A 19,039-nucleotide genomic window follows, 5' to 3' on the forward strand; every position below is an offset into this window, starting at 1 on the left:
AGATGCTTTACTTTTATCTGCTTTACTTTCTTTTTATTTAGTTTACTTTACTTTGTGTATTACAGGTAGTATTAACCGAGTTATTGGAGGAAGAAACGGGGTTATTGACGTCATTAACCCGTCTATAACCCCGTTTCGGTATACATTAACAAATAAGTTTGCGGCCTTAAAAAAAATGCTTATTCAAAAATTCCATAAAACGATCTTTGTACGAATCCGATACAGGAATATATTCTTTCCCGAAAACAATACAATTACGCTCTATCGTTTTTACCTTTTCCAAATTAACTATAAATGAACGGTGTACACGCATAAATTGCTGGCTGGGAAGTTTTTCGTCCAGAGACTGCATACTCATTAGTGAACTGACAGGTTCGGAAATTCCATCGAGATGAAATTTGACATAATCTTTCTGATTCTCAATATACAGTATCTTATCGAAATCTATTTTCTCCATCCGGTAACCCGACTTAACAAAGATACTCGACTGTGAACCAGTTGCTCCACTTTGTTTCACCTTGTCGGCCTGCGTCAGCCTGAACCACTCCATAGCCTTATCCGATGCCTGCAAAAATTCGGAATAGCTGATCGGTTTCAGTAAATAATCGAGAGCATTAAGCCTGAATCCTTCTACTGCATACTGATCGTAAGCCGTAGTAAATATAACCCGTGTAGAAGGCGGCAGTGTCTTCGAAAATTCAATACCCGTTATCTGGGGCATATTTATATCGAGGTAAAGTAGGTCTACACTCCCCGAACGTACAGTTTCTAGAGCAGACAAAGGATTTTCGTATGTACCTACCAATTCCAAAAAAGGAGTCTGTACAACATACGATTTCAATAGATCTATAGCTAAAGGTTCATCATCTATTATTACGCATCTTAGTTTCATAGTCAATCGATTATAATCATGTAAAGTCTATTCTCAGGAGGGTAAAGAAGCGATCATCCCTTTTTTCTGCAATAAACTCATGTTTACCGGGATAAATCAGTTCCAACCTCTTGGTCAGGTTTGCCAAGCCGATGCCCGAATTAGCGGACTCTATATTTGTTGATGTATCGGGCAAACTGTTTTCGACAGTGCACAATACACCGGATTGTTTTTCAACTAAAATCTTTATATCGATAAAGCAATCGCCACGGCTACTCAATCCATGCTTGAAAGCGTTCTCTATCAGCGTCATAAACATCAGTGAGGCAACCATATCACTACTGCCTTTGTTTTCGATCAATACATCGAGCCTGACATTCGAACTTACGCGTAACCGCATCAGGTCGATATAGTTACGGGTAAACTCCAGTTCCTTTTCTATCGGAACCAGCTTCTGGTCATTATCATATAACACATACCTGAGCAAATTGCTCAAACGATGTACCGAATCCTGTGCCTTCATCTGGTCTATTGCTATCAGCGAATAAATATTATTCAGCGTATTGAACAGGAAATGGGGATTGAGCTGGCTACGGAGATTACGCAGGTCTGCTTCGAGGCGTCCGCTTTTCTCTTGTTCGAATTTAATAGAATCGCCATACCAGCGTACAGTCATTTTCATCGCAACACTCAGTCCGAGAACAAAAACAATCATCAGATAATCTGAATATATCCGCATAGCGAATGGCGGCCGGTGAGGCAATTGCCTTTCATCCTGCATTATCGGGGGCGGAGGAAGCGTCCCTCCATGAGGAGGTTGTTCTTCGCGCCGCTGTTCTTTTTGAGGGTTAAAACCAAACTGTCGCTTTGACGAACTATCCGGAGGCATCAATACGCTTAATGTCATCGTTTGTATGATAACCAATGCCGAAACCAGTACAAAGTTAGAGACTACATATCCTAAAAACTGTTTCTTGAACAAGAATATATCTATCAGAAACAGATAGTTGATATAAAACAGTATCGCCAGAATACTGGTACGCACCAGATACGATATATATGGCTTACTATCGAATGTACCCTCTTTGGACATGATATAGATAGGAACCAGCAATATGATACACCATACCAATATGTGCGAAAATACTTTTATATGACTCTTTACCTTTATCATAAGAACAAAAATACAGGATAAACTCTAATTTGGTTATAAACCATATACACAAAGGAATATATTTTTATCTATACAATGAACTTCTAATTAACGAATTTCATATCCAACTATTATGCATCAAATATATTCCGGTAACTTAATATCAAAATCCACCTTCATCCATCTGCATATCAGGCGGTGGTGGCATTTCATCTCCCCGGGTATCTTCTCCTTCGGGACGTTGAGGTCTTTCACCACGCTGAGGTCTTTCACCTGTTCTCCGTCCTCCGGTGAATTCGATCTGCGATTTCTTGCCGAGAAAATCCTGATATTGTTCAGGGGCAAGTATCGAACGGTATTTCTTTTCGGCTTTAGCTTTATTTTTTTCTATTTTTTCATCTACCTTCTTCGTTTCCTTAGCCAGCTTACTTCTATCTTTTTCAGACTCTTTAGCATTTTCACGCAACTCGTGCTTTTTCTGCATCAGCTTCATTTCTTCCTTCCGTTCATCGGTAACAGCCTTCACCAGCTTTTCGCGCTGTTCGGTTGTCAATCCTATAATTTCAGGAAACTTCATTATACCGACCTCACCCGATCCGTTTCCCTGCATCCGTCCGGGGCCACCACGTCCGTCCATTGGTGGGCGTCCTCCTCCTCCCGGCCTGCCACCACCCATCGGGGGTTGTGCCGATATCTGAAGACCAAATGCTATTGCAACAAAAGCTATCAAAATCTTTTTCATCATTTACAATGTTTAAATTGAATATATTAATCTGTTTTTGAAGGATGCTCTTCTTTACCTTTCGATTATTTACTTATGTGATTTACGCCGGTGTCGGAACCTGACGGACGTTATTAATAAAATAGAATGAAAACAATCTCCTATCACGCGCAGTAAAAAACAGGTATTATTTAAAAGAACGTTTTTCGAATACCGATTCATAAGTATTATTAAAACAAATATAAAAAATACAATTTCCGGCGACAATTATAATCGACATACAGCAACCTTTTATCGACAAAAAGAAAAAATGCTTGTAAAATTTTCGGTTGTACAGTTTTTCCGATATCTATACTTTTACATCTATAAGATTAGGGTCTCATGAAGCCCTTTACAGTCACCTATAAAGCATATTGGCAATGGATAACGACGATATATTCTATAAAGCACTGGTCGAAAAAGACAGCACATTCGAAGGTGTGTTTATTGTAGGAGTGAAAACCACAGGCATATTCTGCCGCCCTACATGTAATGCCCGCAAGCCTAAACGCGAAAATGTCGAATTCTTTCCTTCGACCAAAGAAGCGATACAAAAAGGATACAGAGCTTGCAAGGTATGCCATCCGATGGAAACACCGGGACACACTCCCGACTATATACACAAGGTACTGAGCGCATTATCTGTCGATCCTACTAAAAAGCTCAAAGATTGGGATATCCGTTCTATGGATATAGAGCCAAGTCAGGTAAGGAGGTGGTTTCAGCACAACCATGGCATCACGTTCCATGCTTATCAGCGGATGTTCCGTATCAATCAGGCATTCAAGCGGTACAAAGAAGGGAATAGTGTCACCGACATTGCATTCGAATCGGGATACGAATCTCTCAGCGGATTTAATGAGTCGTTCAAAAAACTGATAGGCACCTCTCCTCAAAACAGTCTGGAAGTAAAGGTCATTAATCTTACCCGTATCGAAACTCCGCTGGGAACTATGATAGCCTGTGCCACTGACAAAGGCATCTGTTTGCTCGAATTTTCGGACAGAAAGATGCTCGAAACCGAATTCAAGATACTCACAAAAAGCCTGAAAGCACCTATCATACAAGGAGAAAACAAACATTTCGTAAAACTAAGGGAACAACTCGGTTTGTATTTTTCGGGTAAACTACAAACATTCGACATTCCTTTGGATACAATAGGTACAGATTTTCAGAAACAAGTTTGGGATATCCTGATGAAAATACCTTACGGAACCACCGCTTCTTATGCAGAGCAAGCTCACAAACTTGGAAACCCGGCTGCAATAAGGGCTGTTGCCAATGCTAATGGTATGAACAAAATATCAATAATTATTCCCTGTCACAGGGTTATAGGATCCGACGGATCGCTGACCGGATACGGGGGTGGTCTGTGGCGCAAAAAGAAACTACTCGATCTGGAGCAGGAAAATCTTTAAAACAGGTTTACATATCTGTATAAAAATGAGAAAACCCTTGTTTCGCAACATGGGCTTTCTTCAAACACACTAACTAACACTAACCTAAAAGGTTTTCAATAAAGAGAAAAAATTGAGTTTATCTTCTCTATTAAGAAAAGTCCTTTTGATTTATTAACACTAAAAATATTGCTTTATTTTTATCTGAGCAAATTCATTCGACAAAAATAATCATCTGATCGACGAATAATCTTATTTGTTAGATTTTATAAACGCCAATATAGCAATTATTTTATACTTTTGTGAAGTATATGAATGCTAAACTTACGATTAACTGACAATTATGTTCAAAAATTCACTTATAATAATCGGGTTGTTACTATTTTCAGTATCAATCAGATCACAGGATATTCCGAAGATTAATTTTCTGGATATAGAAGATGCGGTAATCAATCCCGATGGTAATTATTATTATCCGAAATTACTCGAAAGATACAATGCCTTTGATCCTTCGCTGACCATAACCGACTATGTGTACATCTATTACGGTTTTGCTTTCCAGAAAGACTATCTGGTAAACCAACCCGGCGAAGAACGTATGAACCAGCTGATGGAAAAAGGCCAGTACGAAGATGCTATTGCCGAATGTAATAAAATACTCGAAAAAAATCCGGTAAGCCTCGAGGCTAATAATGCCTTGGCTTATGCCATGTTCCAGTTAAATAAACCCGAAGCCGAATACGAACCATACCGCAACCGTTACAAGACCTTTGTAGACATTATCACACAGAGTGGCGACGGCAAGAGCCCGTTAACCTCATTCAAGGTAATTTATGTGGCCGACGAATACAATATCATGTTCTCTCACTTCGAAATTCCCGAAATCGTTTTCCGCCACCAACTGGTGAATGCCGGATACGATTATTTCAAGATCAAACCCAGTGCTTTATACAAATCGGAGGATATTTATTTCGAAATCCCTGAGAAACTGAATAATATCCACAAAGAACGCGCCAGAGAAAAAGCACGTAAGAAAGCCGAACAACAACAATAAAAAAGCAAAATCCTTTTTGATTAAAAGGCTTTTAAACTCATATCTTTCACGGGGGCTGCATAAATAATGGCTCCCGATGATATATAATCTACACCGGCCGCAGCTATAGCCTGCACTCCTTCTTTGGTGATTCCTCCCGAAGCTTCGGTTTTTGCAGCACCGCCAATTAATTCTACAGCATCTTTCATCTCGGCTAAAGACATATTATCGAGCATGATAATATCTACTGCCTGAGTTGCCAAAGCCTCTTTCACCTCATCCAGATTACGGGTTTCGACATCTATCAGCATTTGCTTACCTTTCTCTTTCAGGTATTTTACCGTAGATGTAACCGAGGCTGTTATACCTCCGGCATAATCGTTGTGATTGTCTTTCAACATGATCATATCATATAACCCGAAACGGTGATTCTGAGCCCCACCGATATATACAGCCCACTTTTCGCACATGCGGAAGTTGGGGGTTGTTTTGCGAGTATCCAGTATCTTTGTTTTAGTCCCTTCCACTAATTTGGCCGTATCATGGGCATAAGTGGCAATTCCGCTCATACGTTGCATACAGTTCAGCACGAAGCGCTCCATAGTTAAAATAGACCGGGCTGAGCCTGATACGATAAAAGCAATATCGCCTTTTTTAACAGCTTCACCATCTTTTTTCAGTACTTCAATCTGAAGATCCCTGTCGTAATAGTGAAATATCTCTTGTGCCAGATCTATCCCTGCAAGTATGCAATTGTCTTTGATAATCAGATGCGCGCGCCGTATCATATTTGCCGGCACACTTGCCAATGTAGAGTGGTCTCCATCGGCTACATCTTCTTTTATTGCCTCACTTATAAAGTGGCGTAAACGCTCGTCGGTTACATATGCTGGTCTTTTCATTTTTCAATTATGCGTATTAGTGTCTAAATCTTTATTATAGAAAGCTCCCCTGTTTTCCTTTTGTTCGATACTCTGGGTAATAATCAGAAATGCTACGCTAACCAGATTTCGCAATTCCGACAGCTGGGGCGAAAGTATCGATAGCTTGTATAATTCTTTCACCGAACGGTATATCTCTTCTTCTTTTTGCTTGGCTATCCGCAGTCGTTTATCGCTCCGTACAATACCAACCAAGTCACTCATCAAGCTCTGGAGGTCTTTGCGCAAGTAATTAAGCAAAGCCATTTCTTCGGTTACTTTCAATCCTTCCTGATTCCATTCGGGAATTTTATGCAAATTTTCGTAATTGAAGTGGTCTTCTTCGAGCCTCTCCACGGTTTTCAATGCTGCCCTGTGCCCAAACACTAACGCTTCGAGCAATGAATTGGATGCCAACCTATTCGCCCCATGAAGTCCCGTATTGGAACATTCCCCTACGGCAAACATATTTTTGATCGTACTTTGCCCGTACAGGTCAACATCGATTCCCCCACACAGGTAATGGCTCGCCGGTACTACAGGTATCAGGTCTGTAAACATATCTATACCGTCGTCTTTACATTGCTGGTATATATTGGGGAAGTGTGCCAGAAACTTATCATGATCGAGATGACGGCAGTCGAGACATACATAATCATCGCCTCTGAGTTTCATTTCGCTATCGATAGCACGGGCTACAATATCGCGCGAAGCGAGTTCCTCCCGTTCGTCGTATTTGTGCATAAAGGGTTCACCGGATGCCGTCCGCAATTTAGCGCCGAATCCCCGTACCGCTTCCGAGATCAGCGACAATTGCCCTGCCCTGTTACTGTAAAAAGCTGTGGGATGAAATTGGATATACTGCATGTGGCTTATTTTGGCTTTCGCCCTGTGTGCCAACCCTATACCATCACCAGTAGCGATCAATGGATTGGTCGTATTTTTATATACATGCCCACAGCCTCCTGTTGCCATAAGGGTTATTTTGGCAGACATTTTTTTTATACGTTCGGTCTTCAGATCAAGTACATACGCCCCGTAACAGTTGAGGTTATATTTGTCGAATGATTCGTTGGGTATATGGTGCTCCGTTATCAGGTCTATTACATAATGGTGGTTTAGCAACTCTACATTGGGCAGGCTGGATACGGCAACGAGCAAAGCCCGTTCTATCTCGGCGCCTGTAACATCTTTGTAATGCACCACACGGTTTTCGGTATGGCCACCCTCTCGCCCGAGATCAAAAGTCTGGTTATCATTTTTATCGAAGTTCGCCCCCCACTCCACTATCTCGCGAATGCGTTCGGGCCCTTCCTTCACAACTACTTCTACAGCTTCGCGCTTACACATACCGCCTCCGGCACGCAATGTGTCTTCGATATGTTTTTCGAAACTGTCTTTCTGAAAATCGGTTACTACGGCAACTCCTCCCTGCGCATACTTTGTGTTCGACTCGTCTTCGTCCCCTTTTGTAATGACAGTCACTTTAGACTGAGGGCTCTTCAAGGCTACTTTCAGTGCATACGACAATCCGGAAATTCCCGAACCGATGACCAAAACATCTGTGTAAATCATTTGTTCATTTATTTTGGATTAACCCCAAATAAGGTCACAGACCTTTCTTTTTTACTTATTTAGTAATATAACGTATTTCGCATCCGGAGTATTCTTCCAACTGCTTCATAATATTATATATAGTAGGATATCTTTTACGTTTCCGGCATTGCCAGGCTTCCATGAATGAACCATAGATTCTGTATTTCTTATCACCTGTATATATTACACCCGAATATTGATAAGGCCCCAGACCTCTAGCTCCATATACAGATAAACTTTTTGCACGCCATTCAACACCTTGGGATGAAAATAAAAAACCTTTACCTAGACTTATTTCATTCACAAAATCTATTTGTGTAATATTATGGTAATCAACAGCTATGGTCTTCCTCTTTTTGTGTATCTCTGCTAAATTCTCTCCGAACGCAACTACAGCTTTATGGTCTGTAACAACCAAAGCGACAGACAATGGGAATAGAAAAATCATCAAAGCAATATACACGAAAAACAAGACGAATATGCCAAAACTATCAGACAAGGCCGGATAGCGTTCAAAGAAGATATTCCAATCATAATCCGACATCAACAGGGTTGAACTTGCCATCAATAAAGCCCCACCAAACCAAATCACATAAAACAAAAGCCGGTTCGAATATCTCAGGATATCTCCTCTGTCCCTGTTTGTGAGTTGGCTACCTGTTTTCATTTTATATTTTTAGATAACTCCAGCATTTTGTTGATCGACTTCAATGCTTTTACCCTGAGTTCTTCATCCATTGTTATCTCGGGCTGCTCGTATTTCATACACAGATATAGTTTCTGCATAGTATTAAGCTTCATAAAGTGGCACTCGCTACAATTGCAGGTATCATCTATAGTTAGAGCCGGTATCAACTTTTTATGTGGGGCACGCTTACGCATTTCGTGTAATATGCCTTCTTCGGTAGCTACGATAAATTCCTGACAATCGTCGGTAGCCACATAGTTCAGCATATTGGCTGTAGAACCTACATAATGCGCTACCTGTAATACAGGTTTCTGAGCCTCGGGATGAGCTATCAGTTTGGCTTTCGGGTGGTCGAGCATCTGCTGTGCGATACGTTCTAATGAGAATGCCTCATGTACGATACATGCTCCGTCCCAAAGTATCATATTCCGCCCTGTAACCTGATTGATATAACGTCCCAGATTTTTATCGGGAGCAAATATTATTTCCTGATCTTCGGGCAGCGACCTTATTATATGTTCTGCATTGGATGAGGTTACGATAATATCGCTCTCGGCTTTTACTGTCGAATCGCAATTGATATAGCTGACTACAATCGCTCCGGGATGTTTCTTTTTCAGTTCACGTAATCCTTCGCCCGAACACGAGTCTGCTAAAGAACATCCGGCTAATGTATCGGGCAGAACTACTTTTTTTGTAGGATTGAGTATTTTGGCTGTTTCCGCCATAAAATGCACACCACAAAAGACAATCAGATCTGCATCTGTCTTTTCAGCGGCACGTGCCAATTGAAGGCTGTCGCCCAGAAAATCGGCTATATCCTGAATTTCTCCTTTTTGATAGTAATGGGCAAGGATTATAGCATTCTTTTCCTTACGCATGCGGTTGATTTCGGCAACCAAATCTATGCCCTGTGGTATTTCGACATCTAAATACCCTTTTACAGGCAGTGTAGACAATGCTTTTTCTAATGTTGACATAATATTTCAGTAAGAGGATGCTAAGATAAGCATTATCGATAATATCTGACCTATAATTTTCTTTTTGTGCGTTTACGATGGGGGAAATACATCATTATTTTTCTTATGCTAGTTTGTTGCTGAATTGAAATGTTCAATTAAATTTACTTTAATCCTTACTGCGCGCAATCACAGATTGCTTGCCTTCCTTTTGCCCAAAGCCGCAAAAGGAAGCAAAAAGTCATTGCGCCACACTTACGGGCGATCCGTTAACTGATTGCAGGCGGAATCAAATAAGACGTCCTATCGGACTTTTTGAATTTGATTCTTTGCGCCCGCTTCACAGAACGGATACCTCGCCCTTAAAGTTAACGCCGCTTGGCTAACGCCCAATTACAAAAGCATATGTGATTTTCGTCCGTCAAGTTCTGGGCCTTGCCGGATGTCCGGGGTTCCCACTGTGAGAAGAAAAGCGTGAAAAAAACAAAAGGATTGCTAGGATAAACGTTTTCTTTTGTTTTAGCTTTCGAACACGAAGTGGGTCAGACAGAAGATACAGCCTTGATTTCTTGTTTCGTTTTGCATCAAGGCAAAATGAAAGACAAGCCTAAGAGGGCGCGTCAGTATAAACGAAAAGAACATTATAAAAAAAGACTCCGGATAGGGCTTTCTATCCGGAGTGTCTATATTAAGTTTGTATATTGAAAAGGAGAAGTCCTGCTTAATTCAATTTAAAGATACCGGGAACAAAACTTGCCGATACTTTTGCTCCACGTTCGGCTACCCCTGTCGAAATATCGGTACGGTATATATAGATACCATCATCCGTAGATACGGGGAGATAAACATATCCGCCATCGACAAGAACGGCAAAGCGGCGCCCTCCCGATCCGTTATGTACAGGAATACCTTCTACATCGGTTATTGTTTGGTTATAGAGGTCGACAATAGAGCATTTCAGGTCTTTGTCCGACCAGCGGTCAGCACTTGTCTGTGGATTGAGTGTACTTACTTCTGCAAATACCAGCCCGTTACCCAGATATACAGCGTGAGCAGGTTTCAAACCTCCCGAACCCGCTTCGAAATCAAAGAAATAAGAGGAATCGAAACCGGTAGTTCCTGCCGGAATACGAAGAAAACCTGCATGTTTGGTTCCTCCATTAGAAAAACCATTTGCCATAGACAAATTCGACATGGTATATAAATCGCCGTTCTCTACCTTAATAAATCCATTGGAAGCTGCCCAAGAACCTACTGCTCCGGTGCGTGTGTCCTGCATTACTTTCTCAAAAGCCAGTTCGGGATACGAATATACCGCCACAAATCCTGTATCTACATACGACGTAGCATAAGTATTAGGATTCATCTGGATATAAGACACATACACTTTCCCACCGCTAATTTCCATACCTGTGATACTTGGCCATTCGAGTTCCGATATAGGGGCAATAGGCACAGTTGTAGTTTTGGTGATAGATACACTGTTGATATCTACTGTGTAAAATTTGATCTGGTTACCGGAGGCAGCTTTATCCGGAATTTCCATTCCTATCATAGTATTGTTATCAGCCTGCGCAAAAGCACTTAACTTAGAGTCGAATATAAAGTTGTCGGTTTCCTGCAAATATCCGGCTGCATTACGGGTCATCCCGGTCACATAGTTTACACCAAGACCTCCGATACTGAATATAGTATTGTTAGCGATAGTATAGTCACGGTAGCCGCTTTGTTCGATACCTTTGCCTTTTGCATCGATAGTACCATTCATCAGGTCGTCAGTTGTAACCACATAATAGGTAGTAGTACCGCTGGATGTTATGCCGAGGCTCAGAACATAAGGTGCGTTCGGGGTTTCCTCTATTTCGGACAGGTCATCACATCCTGAAAAAGCCAGTACAACCCCTGCCATTACTAAATAACTTAGTTTTTTATATATGCTGTTCATTTTTTATTCTTGTTTAATTTTTGAGACCTTACCAGTTGATATAATAACGGAATTTCACATTGAACGCTCTTCCCGGTTTCTGCAACCTGTAATTGTCATACAGTTTGCGGTCGCCCAGATTAGTACATTCCAGAATTACATTGTATTTTCCTTTCTCCATTGCATATCCTAATGAAATATCGTGTGAAGCCTGACTTGGAATGATCTTTTTAGATGCTCCTGCGCCCAGTCCCGAGAACGAAAGGTAATATCCCTTGATCCAGTTCAGCGAATAATCGAATGTCAGCTCCGAATCTTTCATCCCAAAATTCTGAAAACTCAATCCTACCAATGCGTTACCAAATAAGTAAGGCACATTGGGTATACGTTCGCCATATGTCAGGTGTTCGATAATTCCGTCACCTGTATAGCCGTCATTCTTTTCGAAACGTTGCCTGTCTTTCAGATTCTGATAAGTAATATTCGCTCCGGCATGTAGAAGGTTTTTCCAACGGTAATCGATACTTCCTTCGAAACCGAAAGTACGAACCTTACCCAGATTCTCGTATCCTGTTGTAGGATTCGACGTAAGGCTTACTCCTTTGCGGATAAAATCCTTGGCATTGCGGTAAATACCTCCTGCTTCGATATGGAATGTATGATCCTGTATGGTTTGTTCGAACGTCAAGCCGATATTCACATTGTCGCTTTGCTCAGGTTTCAGGTCGGGGTTACGTTGCTGAACCAGCCCGTCTCCAAACATTTCGTTGCTCTCGGGCAAACGGTAAGCGTGTTCGTAAGATACTTTCGCCTGCAACTTTGGTAATATAAAGTAAGTAAAAGCAGCTCCATATCCCAGTTCGGTCTTACTGTCCGATACTTTTTCGAGTCTTTCGTCGTCCGTAAACTGATCGAATATTTTGTAAGAATCGCTGCTCAGGTTGTACAGTTTGGCAAATACATTGGCATTCCAGCGGTCGTACTTTATCAGCCAGCCTAAGCCTGTTATATTTTTATTCAGTTTCTGAGGTATTTTATTCGATTCATTATCGGGGTCTACCTTGTCGTGTATCTTGCGTTCAGTAGATGAGAATATGTGATTTAGAGTCAGCGACTGGTGCAAATCTATCATATAACTGACGTTTGCATTGACTGTCCACTCGTGGTTTTTAATCTTAGAGTCGGTATTGCTTCTTTCGCCATGGGCCGACTTAGGCACCCACTCGCCAAGCCAGTTATATTTACGTGCCAATGTATCTACGGTGAATGTATTTACACTGCTGTATGCTCCATATAGAGAAGCCGAAAGCCCTTCGACAAACAAATCGTCTTTTTTCCAGCGGAGCGAAGGTATCATCGATTCGCTTTTGGTTTTTACACCACCATACACGGCATCCATTGTAGCACCTGTTTGTACATCGTTATCGTCTTTCGACCAGATGAAACCGAACAACAGATAATCGGCATAAGATTTATCGGTAAGTCCTGTTTCCAAACGTACGCCACCCGAACGGTAGCCGTCATTGAACCGTTTTACCCATCTTTCGTCCACTTGTTTACCGGTGCTGAGGTCTACGATAGGGGCATATACTTTATAATCGTTGTCGGAGTAATTAAAGAATCCGTTCAAACGGAACGTAAAACCTGTTTTGGCATCGGTATATGCGCCATTCAGTGCGGCCTTGTGCGTATTGAACGACCCGAATGAGTAAGATGCATCGAGATAGTTGGCTGTTTTACGGGTAATTATATTCACCGCCCCACCCAGAGCATCGGCCCCGAGATTGACAGGCAATACTCCTTTGTAAACATCTATACGGTCGGCCATACTGGTAGAGATACTCCCCAAGTTGAAGGACGAACCGAAGTTATCCATCGGCACACCATCCAGAAAGAATTTTACCTGATTGCCCGAAAATCCGTTCAAACTGAAAGTGTAATTGGAACCTACACCTCCATCTTCACGTACGCGAACACTCGATATATTATTCAGCAGCTTACCCAGCGAGGCTGTAGTATTATACATTTCTTTCACATCTAATACCGAAACTGCATAAGCCAACTCCTGTTGCTTACGGGCTTCGGATTTCCCGATTACGGCTACTTCTTTGAGAGACACCGAGTTTTCGATCTCTATATCGGACACTTTGGTTATAGTACCGGCAGCGACGTTTACCGTTACGTTCTTTTCTTTGAGACCCATACCTGTTATCACTAAGGTTTGGTTTCCGGCAGGGATTCCCGATATACGGTAATATCCTTTATCGTTTGTATATTCTCCTTTGGTAGTACCTTTTACCTGAACCAGAGCGGTTTCTACAGGTTGGGAACGCTCGTCGACAACACGTCCTTCGATGGCTCCGGCTCTGTTATTCTGGGAAAATGAGTACTGGTTAAAAATAAAAAAACACAAACACCATACGAATAAGTGTTTATGTTGCATTAAAGGCCTTAACCTTGCTATTGCATTAGTTAGCATAGATACTTTTGTAAAATAATACATTTCAATTCATTATCAGATTGCAAAAGTATGATAAACGAGAGCTTTACGCAATCACCATTTATATGTATTTTAGAGCACCGGAATACCTGCATATAGGGATACGGTATAAACAATATAAACGGAAAGGGAGGCTGCTTCTCCCGAAGTAACCTCCCCAAATGTCAAAACTGATTTAGAAGAATTCTGAACCGTTTTTCTTTGAAAAAATTAGTAAGTCGTATTCTGTGGATCAAAATTTGTCCAACCAGCTAACCAGTTATCAGCAGCTGCATCGCTGGCGAAAGCTCCTACGTAAGATACTTTATCGAAGCCCGACTGTAATGCCGCATCCGTAAACGCCGCTGCACCTAATAGCGGACTGTCTGCCGAAGGAGCGTAGCTCGGGCTTGCAATCAGGCTGTTGGGTTGTTTCAGTTTCAGGTCTGAAATATTATCGTATACTTTATTGTTATTGGCTGTCAAACGGAAGAATGTACTTGAGAATGAAGGCTTGCCTGCATCTGAGATTGTCTTACCATCGGTTGACAATTGATCCAGATAGTTCTTGTTGATATCGCTACCCAAGATAGTCATACCCGCAAAATAGAGGTTCTGAAGTTTCAGGTTGCCATCGGTTGCTGCTGTTTGTGTAGTACCTTTTTCGTTATCAAGGATCAATCCTACAGGGAATCCTACAGCTACCGAGTTGAAACAGTTCAGGCGTGAGTTACGACGGATATGCATAGCAGCCTGGAAAGTTCCCAGTTTAGAACCGTTATCAGGAAACATGTCTCCACCTGTAATGTACTGAGTTGTGTTGGCGAAAGAAGCATCCTGCCCGATCGGCCCTATAAATGTTACATTACTGAATACAGCTGATGTAAAAGGTGTAGTTGCTACACCATCCTTATTATTGTCCGATTCGAAACCGTTTGACAAAGAGTAATCGGCTATTTTAGGATGACGTACCGACAACAGGAACTGAAGTTTTCCGCTGAAACCGTTATCGGTATCGAAATCATCGTCCCAACCGTGGTATGCTACCAGATATTTTGCACTTACAGTACCTCCGAACCACTCGTAAGAGTCGTCGTTGCTGTACGATACCTGAATGTGGTCGAGTTTTGTTCCGCTACCTACCGAACCCAAAGTCAAACCATTGATCTCCTGGTCTTCTTTGAACGGATAACCTGCAAATTCGATACGTACATAGCTGAGTACTCCCGAGTTATCAGTGTCGTCGCTACCTCCGTGGTCTGCATTAGGTCCACCTTCTATGGTCATTACATTTCCATTATTTTTAGCCTTACCTAAAAGAATCACTCCACCCCAGTCACCCGGTTTACGACTTCCTTTTGCCTGATTAGAAGTAAATATAATAGGAGCGGTTGCCGAACCCTCAGCCATAATTTTACCGCCACGTTGAACGATCAGGGCAGCTTTGGTCGCTTTATCACCTTTGATTATAGTTCCCGGCTCTATAGTTAGTGTAGCACCTGCGTCTACATACACCCATCCTTTCAGTACATAGGTTCCTTTTTTAAGGGTATGGCTTTCTTTTATCGTAAACTCCTGATCACCATTACCGATCTGAGTACCATCACCAAACAGGATCTGCTCGGTCGTACCACCGCCGCCACCGGAATTATCATCACCATTGTCACTACATGCCGATAATACGACTGCTGACATAACAAATAACATCTTAGCGAAAAAATTAAATGTTTTCATCTTGAATAATCTTTTATTTAAAAAGGTTTGCATTTTATTAGTCTGTTTTTATATGATTCTTAAAAATTCAGTCTTGCCGTTACCGAGATATTTCGTCCGGGTTTGAATTCTTTGGTAACCTGTTCACGTTCTTGTAAGTTCCCTTCGCTGTCTTCGAACTTGGGAAATTGTTTGAATTGCACTTTCTGTGCCAATATATCTTTGATTCCTGCATTGATCTCCCACATTTTGCCAAACTTTTTGGTTATCGAAAAATCGATTGTATTGCGGGGCATTTCGTACATATCGGGGATATCGTTATTGATGCTCGATCCTTCACTGGTATCTACTTTACCGATACCTACTATACGCTTACCGATGATATTGTACAGGAGGCTCGATGTCAGTCCCCAATTGTCATTCTGATAGAACAACCCTGTATTGATAAGGTATGGCGATTGTCCTTGCATCGGGCGGTCGTGGTCATTAATCGCATCTTCGGCAAATTTCACTTTACTGTCTATTATTGCCCCATTGAATGTCAGCGACAGGTTTTTCAGTCCTATAAAGTCCAAGCTCTTTTTGATATCAAGCTCTATACCGTAGTTGTTTGCCGATTTGGCATTGATAAATGTATAGGTATAACTACCACCTGCATCCAGATATGTCCATTCGATAGGATCTTTGAAATTTTTGTAAAACAACGCGAGCGAGATGATCTCCGATGAGGATGGATAAAACTCGTACCGTACATCGAAATTGTTTATATAGGCAGGTCTCAGATCGGCATTCCCCCTCACATCACTAAACATATCGAAATCGTAGTAAACCGATGATGATACTTCGCGGAACTCCTGACGGTTGATCGAACGCCCGTAAGCCAATCTTAGCAGATTCTGCTTATTGATGGTATAAGAGATATTCAGCGACGGGAATATATCGGTATAGGTATAATCGGCTGTTTTAGTTGTATTTTCCTTTATGGTCGTGTAGCTTTCGAGCTCCATCTTGTTATGCTCGATACGTGCTCCGGCATATATATTCCATTTATCGATGGGCAGGTTTACTGCTACATATCCTGCGGCAAGGGTATTTGTACCCGAATAGCTGTTACGGTTGTCGGTATCTTCATAGATGTACAACTTATTGGCATCGTAATTTTCGGGGATCAGTATTTCGTTAATTACGTCCCTGTATGCAAAATCCTCAGGCATATTGTTGCGGTTCCAACGGTAGTAGAATGCCCTGTTCTTGTAGTTACGGTCACGGTATTCGCCGTAAGCCCCGGCTTTCAGTACCGGTTTCAAACCGTTGTCGAAACTGAATGTATGCGAGTAGTTTGTTCCCAGCGAATAAGTATATTCATCTACATTGGTAAAATCGCGGCTTATCTGGTTCTGGTCTATCATCAGTTGTCCTTCGTAAGCATCACCTACAAAACCATTCTCGTCCCAGTTAATCATCCTGCGGTCGGGTTGTTTTTTATTGGCATACGAAAATCCCAGTGTCCAGTCCAGATTATCCTTGTCCGAAAGCATGTGGTTACCGGCAAACTGTCCCGAATAGGTCATACGGCTGTTGTAGATATATTCAGCCTTGCGCTGTATATACAATGCACTGATGTACTGGTACCCGTCGCGGTCGGTATAACGATTGCGTCCCAACTGGTTGAATATATTCCTGAACTCAAACTTATTCCTGTCATTCGGCCTGTATATCAGGTTAGCCAAAGCTCCTACCCTAACATCGGTAGTGTATTGGTCGTCGGTATATTTATACAGGTACACAGGTTCGTCTTTTGCCGAATCGTACACTCCGTAACGGGAGTTTTCCATATCGGTATAAGTTTTAGTTGTGTTGCTGTAGTTGAGGGCAGCTATCAATCCCCAGAGACTATTATCGCCTGTCTGGTATTTACGATTGATAAGGAAGCTGAAACGCTGATCGGGCAATGGCTTTTTGCTTTTAACAGCCCAGTCATTGTTGAAACCGTTTTGTGTGGCATCCGTAACTGCTGCTGCATCACTGTTATCGAGACTTCCTTTTACAGATCCCGAGAGTGAGCGCATTCCGCTGTCGAATCCTAAGAAATCGGTTCCGCTACCTTTATTATACTTAAAATCATTAAATTGAGTTTGGGTATTTACTCCCAATCCATAACTGATTTGCATAGCGTTTTCGTTAGGGATACCTTTGGTTTCGACCTTTATGAATCCTCCCGAAAAATCGGCGGGCAGCTCGGGCTGAGGCGATTTCACGATCATGATATTCTCGATCTGCGAACTCGGTATAATATCGAACGAGAATGAACGTGTATCCGATTCGGAACTGGGTATCGCACTGTTATTTACCCAGACATTGTTATAACGCTGCGACAAACCTCTGGCTACCACAAACTTATCATCCAGAATAGATATTCCGGGAATACGCTTGATTACTTCGGAAGCATCTCTATCCTGACTTTTAGATATTTGCTGAGCCGATATACCGCTGACCACACTCGTCGAATTTTTCATTGAGTTGAGTAGCGCTACTTCAGAGTTGATACGTCCGAGCCCTACTACGACTACTTCATTCAGAGCCTGAGCCGATTCGTACATGGGAATGTCTAATGTTGTAACCTCACCTTTTTTTACTTCTACATCGGTAATCTCAAGTGTTGTATACGACAGGTACGAAGCTACTATCGTATATTTTCCGGGTGCAAGGCGCATTTCGTAGTTACCATCTACGTCAGACGATGCTCCTGTAGATGCGTTTTTCACCGAAATGGCAACACCGGGAAGCGTTTCGTTGCTTTTGGCATCGACAACGGTTCCTTTAATCGAAGTTTGAGAAAATAATGAGAAGGAACAGAATAGTAAGATTAACATGAAAGCCGCACGTAACAAAACGTAATCTGGCTTATTTTTTAATACGGATCTTTTTAGGTGCATATAATTTTCAAATTTTGACTACACAAAGCACCTTTATTTTTGTTACGCTTAATTTACATCCGTAAGAAGAAAAACTAAAGAAAATGTTACGTTTCGGTTTACAGCTCATTACCAAGAAAATACAAATTCAGGAGGGAGAAAAGTTTATTATTTTCAGTTTCTCGTTGATATTATTTTTCTTATCTTTTTTCAAAAACAGTTATATATAAATTATTTTTATAACTCATAGACATTTAAACAATCAGCTAATTATCAAATACATAAACAAAATACAGAAATCATAAATCATTAAAATAAGTTAAAAATAAAATTTAGAAAAACAATTTACCCATATAAGCTGTTAACCTCTTATAACCGAAATATCAAAATATTCTAATCGGAATACTATATTACCTTAAAATACATTTTGTACTATAAACACTCAAACATTATGTATAAAAGAACAAGAAAAACACATCCGTCGATCTGCCCCTCACAAAGTATTACATCAAGAAATGCTGATGTACGTCCGTTGGAGGATATTGTGTATACCAATTTCGTGATCCATTAATTGTATTTCATTTTTTTTACGTACTCCGGTATTTTTAAACTATTTGATTAGCAGCCATTT

13 protein-coding genes are annotated in these 19,039 nt (G+C 41.3%); 2 read left to right on the forward strand and 11 right to left on the reverse strand.

What is annotated here, in order from left to right:
- Positions 1 to 166 precede the first annotated feature (166 nt).
- The 3 genes from BUC12_RS14390 to BUC12_RS14400 all read right to left on the reverse strand — a co-directional run bounded on the left by BUC12_RS14390 (position 167) and on the right by BUC12_RS14400 (position 2,769).
- A complete protein-coding gene (locus tag BUC12_RS14390; RefSeq protein WP_062180946.1) occupies positions 167 to 892 on the reverse strand; it encodes a LytR/AlgR family response regulator transcription factor in 726 nt (241 codons plus the stop codon).
- A gap of 16 nt (positions 893 to 908) precedes the next feature.
- Positions 909 to 2,045, reverse strand: a complete 1,137-nt coding sequence (locus BUC12_RS14395) for a sensor histidine kinase (RefSeq protein WP_062180943.1) — start codon at positions 2,043 to 2,045, stop codon at positions 909 to 911.
- 142 nt (positions 2,046 to 2,187) lie between these two features.
- Positions 2,188 to 2,769: a hypothetical protein gene (locus BUC12_RS14400; RefSeq protein WP_062180940.1), complete on the reverse strand. Its 582-nt coding sequence runs from the start codon at positions 2,767 to 2,769 to the stop codon at positions 2,188 to 2,190.
- Between the two features lie 395 nt (positions 2,770 to 3,164).
- On the opposite strand from BUC12_RS14400, the gene BUC12_RS14405 reads away from it, so the two are divergent.
- Positions 3,165 to 4,202 carry a bifunctional transcriptional activator/DNA repair enzyme AdaA gene (locus BUC12_RS14405; RefSeq protein WP_062180939.1) on the forward strand — a complete coding sequence of 346 codons (1,038 nt, stop codon included), beginning with the start codon at positions 3,165 to 3,167 and terminating at the stop codon, positions 4,200 to 4,202.
- Between the two features lie 322 nt (positions 4,203 to 4,524).
- Complete coding sequence (locus BUC12_RS14410; protein ID WP_062180938.1) at positions 4,525 to 5,235, forward strand: DUF4919 domain-containing protein; 711 nt, start codon at positions 4,525 to 4,527, stop codon at positions 5,233 to 5,235.
- A gap of 20 nt (positions 5,236 to 5,255) precedes the next feature.
- Here the strand turns inward: BUC12_RS14410 and nadC are convergent, their stop codons facing one another.
- The 8 genes from nadC to BUC12_RS14450 all read right to left on the reverse strand — a co-directional run bounded on the left by nadC (position 5,256) and on the right by BUC12_RS14450 (position 18,366).
- Positions 5,256 to 6,116, reverse strand: coding sequence for a carboxylating nicotinate-nucleotide diphosphorylase (gene nadC, locus BUC12_RS14415; protein ID WP_062180937.1), 861 nt, complete (start codon positions 6,114 to 6,116; stop codon positions 5,256 to 5,258).
- Between the two features lie 3 nt (positions 6,117 to 6,119).
- The gene (nadB, locus tag BUC12_RS14420; protein ID WP_062180935.1) at positions 6,120 to 7,709 is read right to left on the reverse strand and encodes an L-aspartate oxidase; all 1,590 of its coding nucleotides are present in this window, start codon (positions 7,707 to 7,709) and stop codon (positions 6,120 to 6,122) included.
- 55 nt (positions 7,710 to 7,764) lie between these two features.
- Entirely contained in the window at positions 7,765 to 8,397 is a 633-nt protein-coding gene (locus BUC12_RS14425; protein WP_062180932.1) for a hypothetical protein, read from the reverse strand.
- Positions 8,394 to 9,398 (reverse strand): quinolinate synthase NadA, encoded by a 1,005-nt coding sequence (nadA, locus tag BUC12_RS14430; protein WP_062180929.1) that lies wholly within the window; start codon positions 9,396 to 9,398, stop codon positions 8,394 to 8,396. The genes BUC12_RS14425 and nadA overlap by 4 nt, the downstream gene beginning before the upstream one ends.
- Before the next feature lie 700 nt (positions 9,399 to 10,098).
- Positions 10,099 to 11,322, reverse strand: a complete 1,224-nt coding sequence (locus tag BUC12_RS14435; RefSeq protein WP_062180926.1) for a DUF4374 domain-containing protein — start codon at positions 11,320 to 11,322, stop codon at positions 10,099 to 10,101.
- A gap of 28 nt (positions 11,323 to 11,350) precedes the next feature.
- Positions 11,351 to 13,744, reverse strand: a complete 2,394-nt coding sequence (locus BUC12_RS14440; protein WP_062181002.1) for a TonB-dependent receptor — start codon at positions 13,742 to 13,744, stop codon at positions 11,351 to 11,353.
- A gap of 267 nt (positions 13,745 to 14,011) precedes the next feature.
- On the reverse strand, positions 14,012 to 15,514 hold the full coding sequence (locus BUC12_RS14445; protein ID WP_073357328.1) for a hypothetical protein: 1,503 nt from the start codon (positions 15,512 to 15,514) through the stop codon (positions 14,012 to 14,014).
- A 59-nt stretch (positions 15,515 to 15,573) separates the two neighbouring features.
- Positions 15,574 to 18,366 (reverse strand): TonB-dependent receptor, encoded by a 2,793-nt coding sequence (locus tag BUC12_RS14450; protein ID WP_236689397.1) that lies wholly within the window; start codon positions 18,364 to 18,366, stop codon positions 15,574 to 15,576.
- Positions 18,367 to 19,039: the final 673 nt, after the last annotated feature.

Origin of the sequence: Indolivaga macrotermitis (genome assembly GCF_900128985.1) — a bacterium.
GTDB lineage: Bacteria > Bacteroidota > Bacteroidia > Bacteroidales > Dysgonomonadaceae > Dysgonomonas_A > Dysgonomonas_A macrotermitis.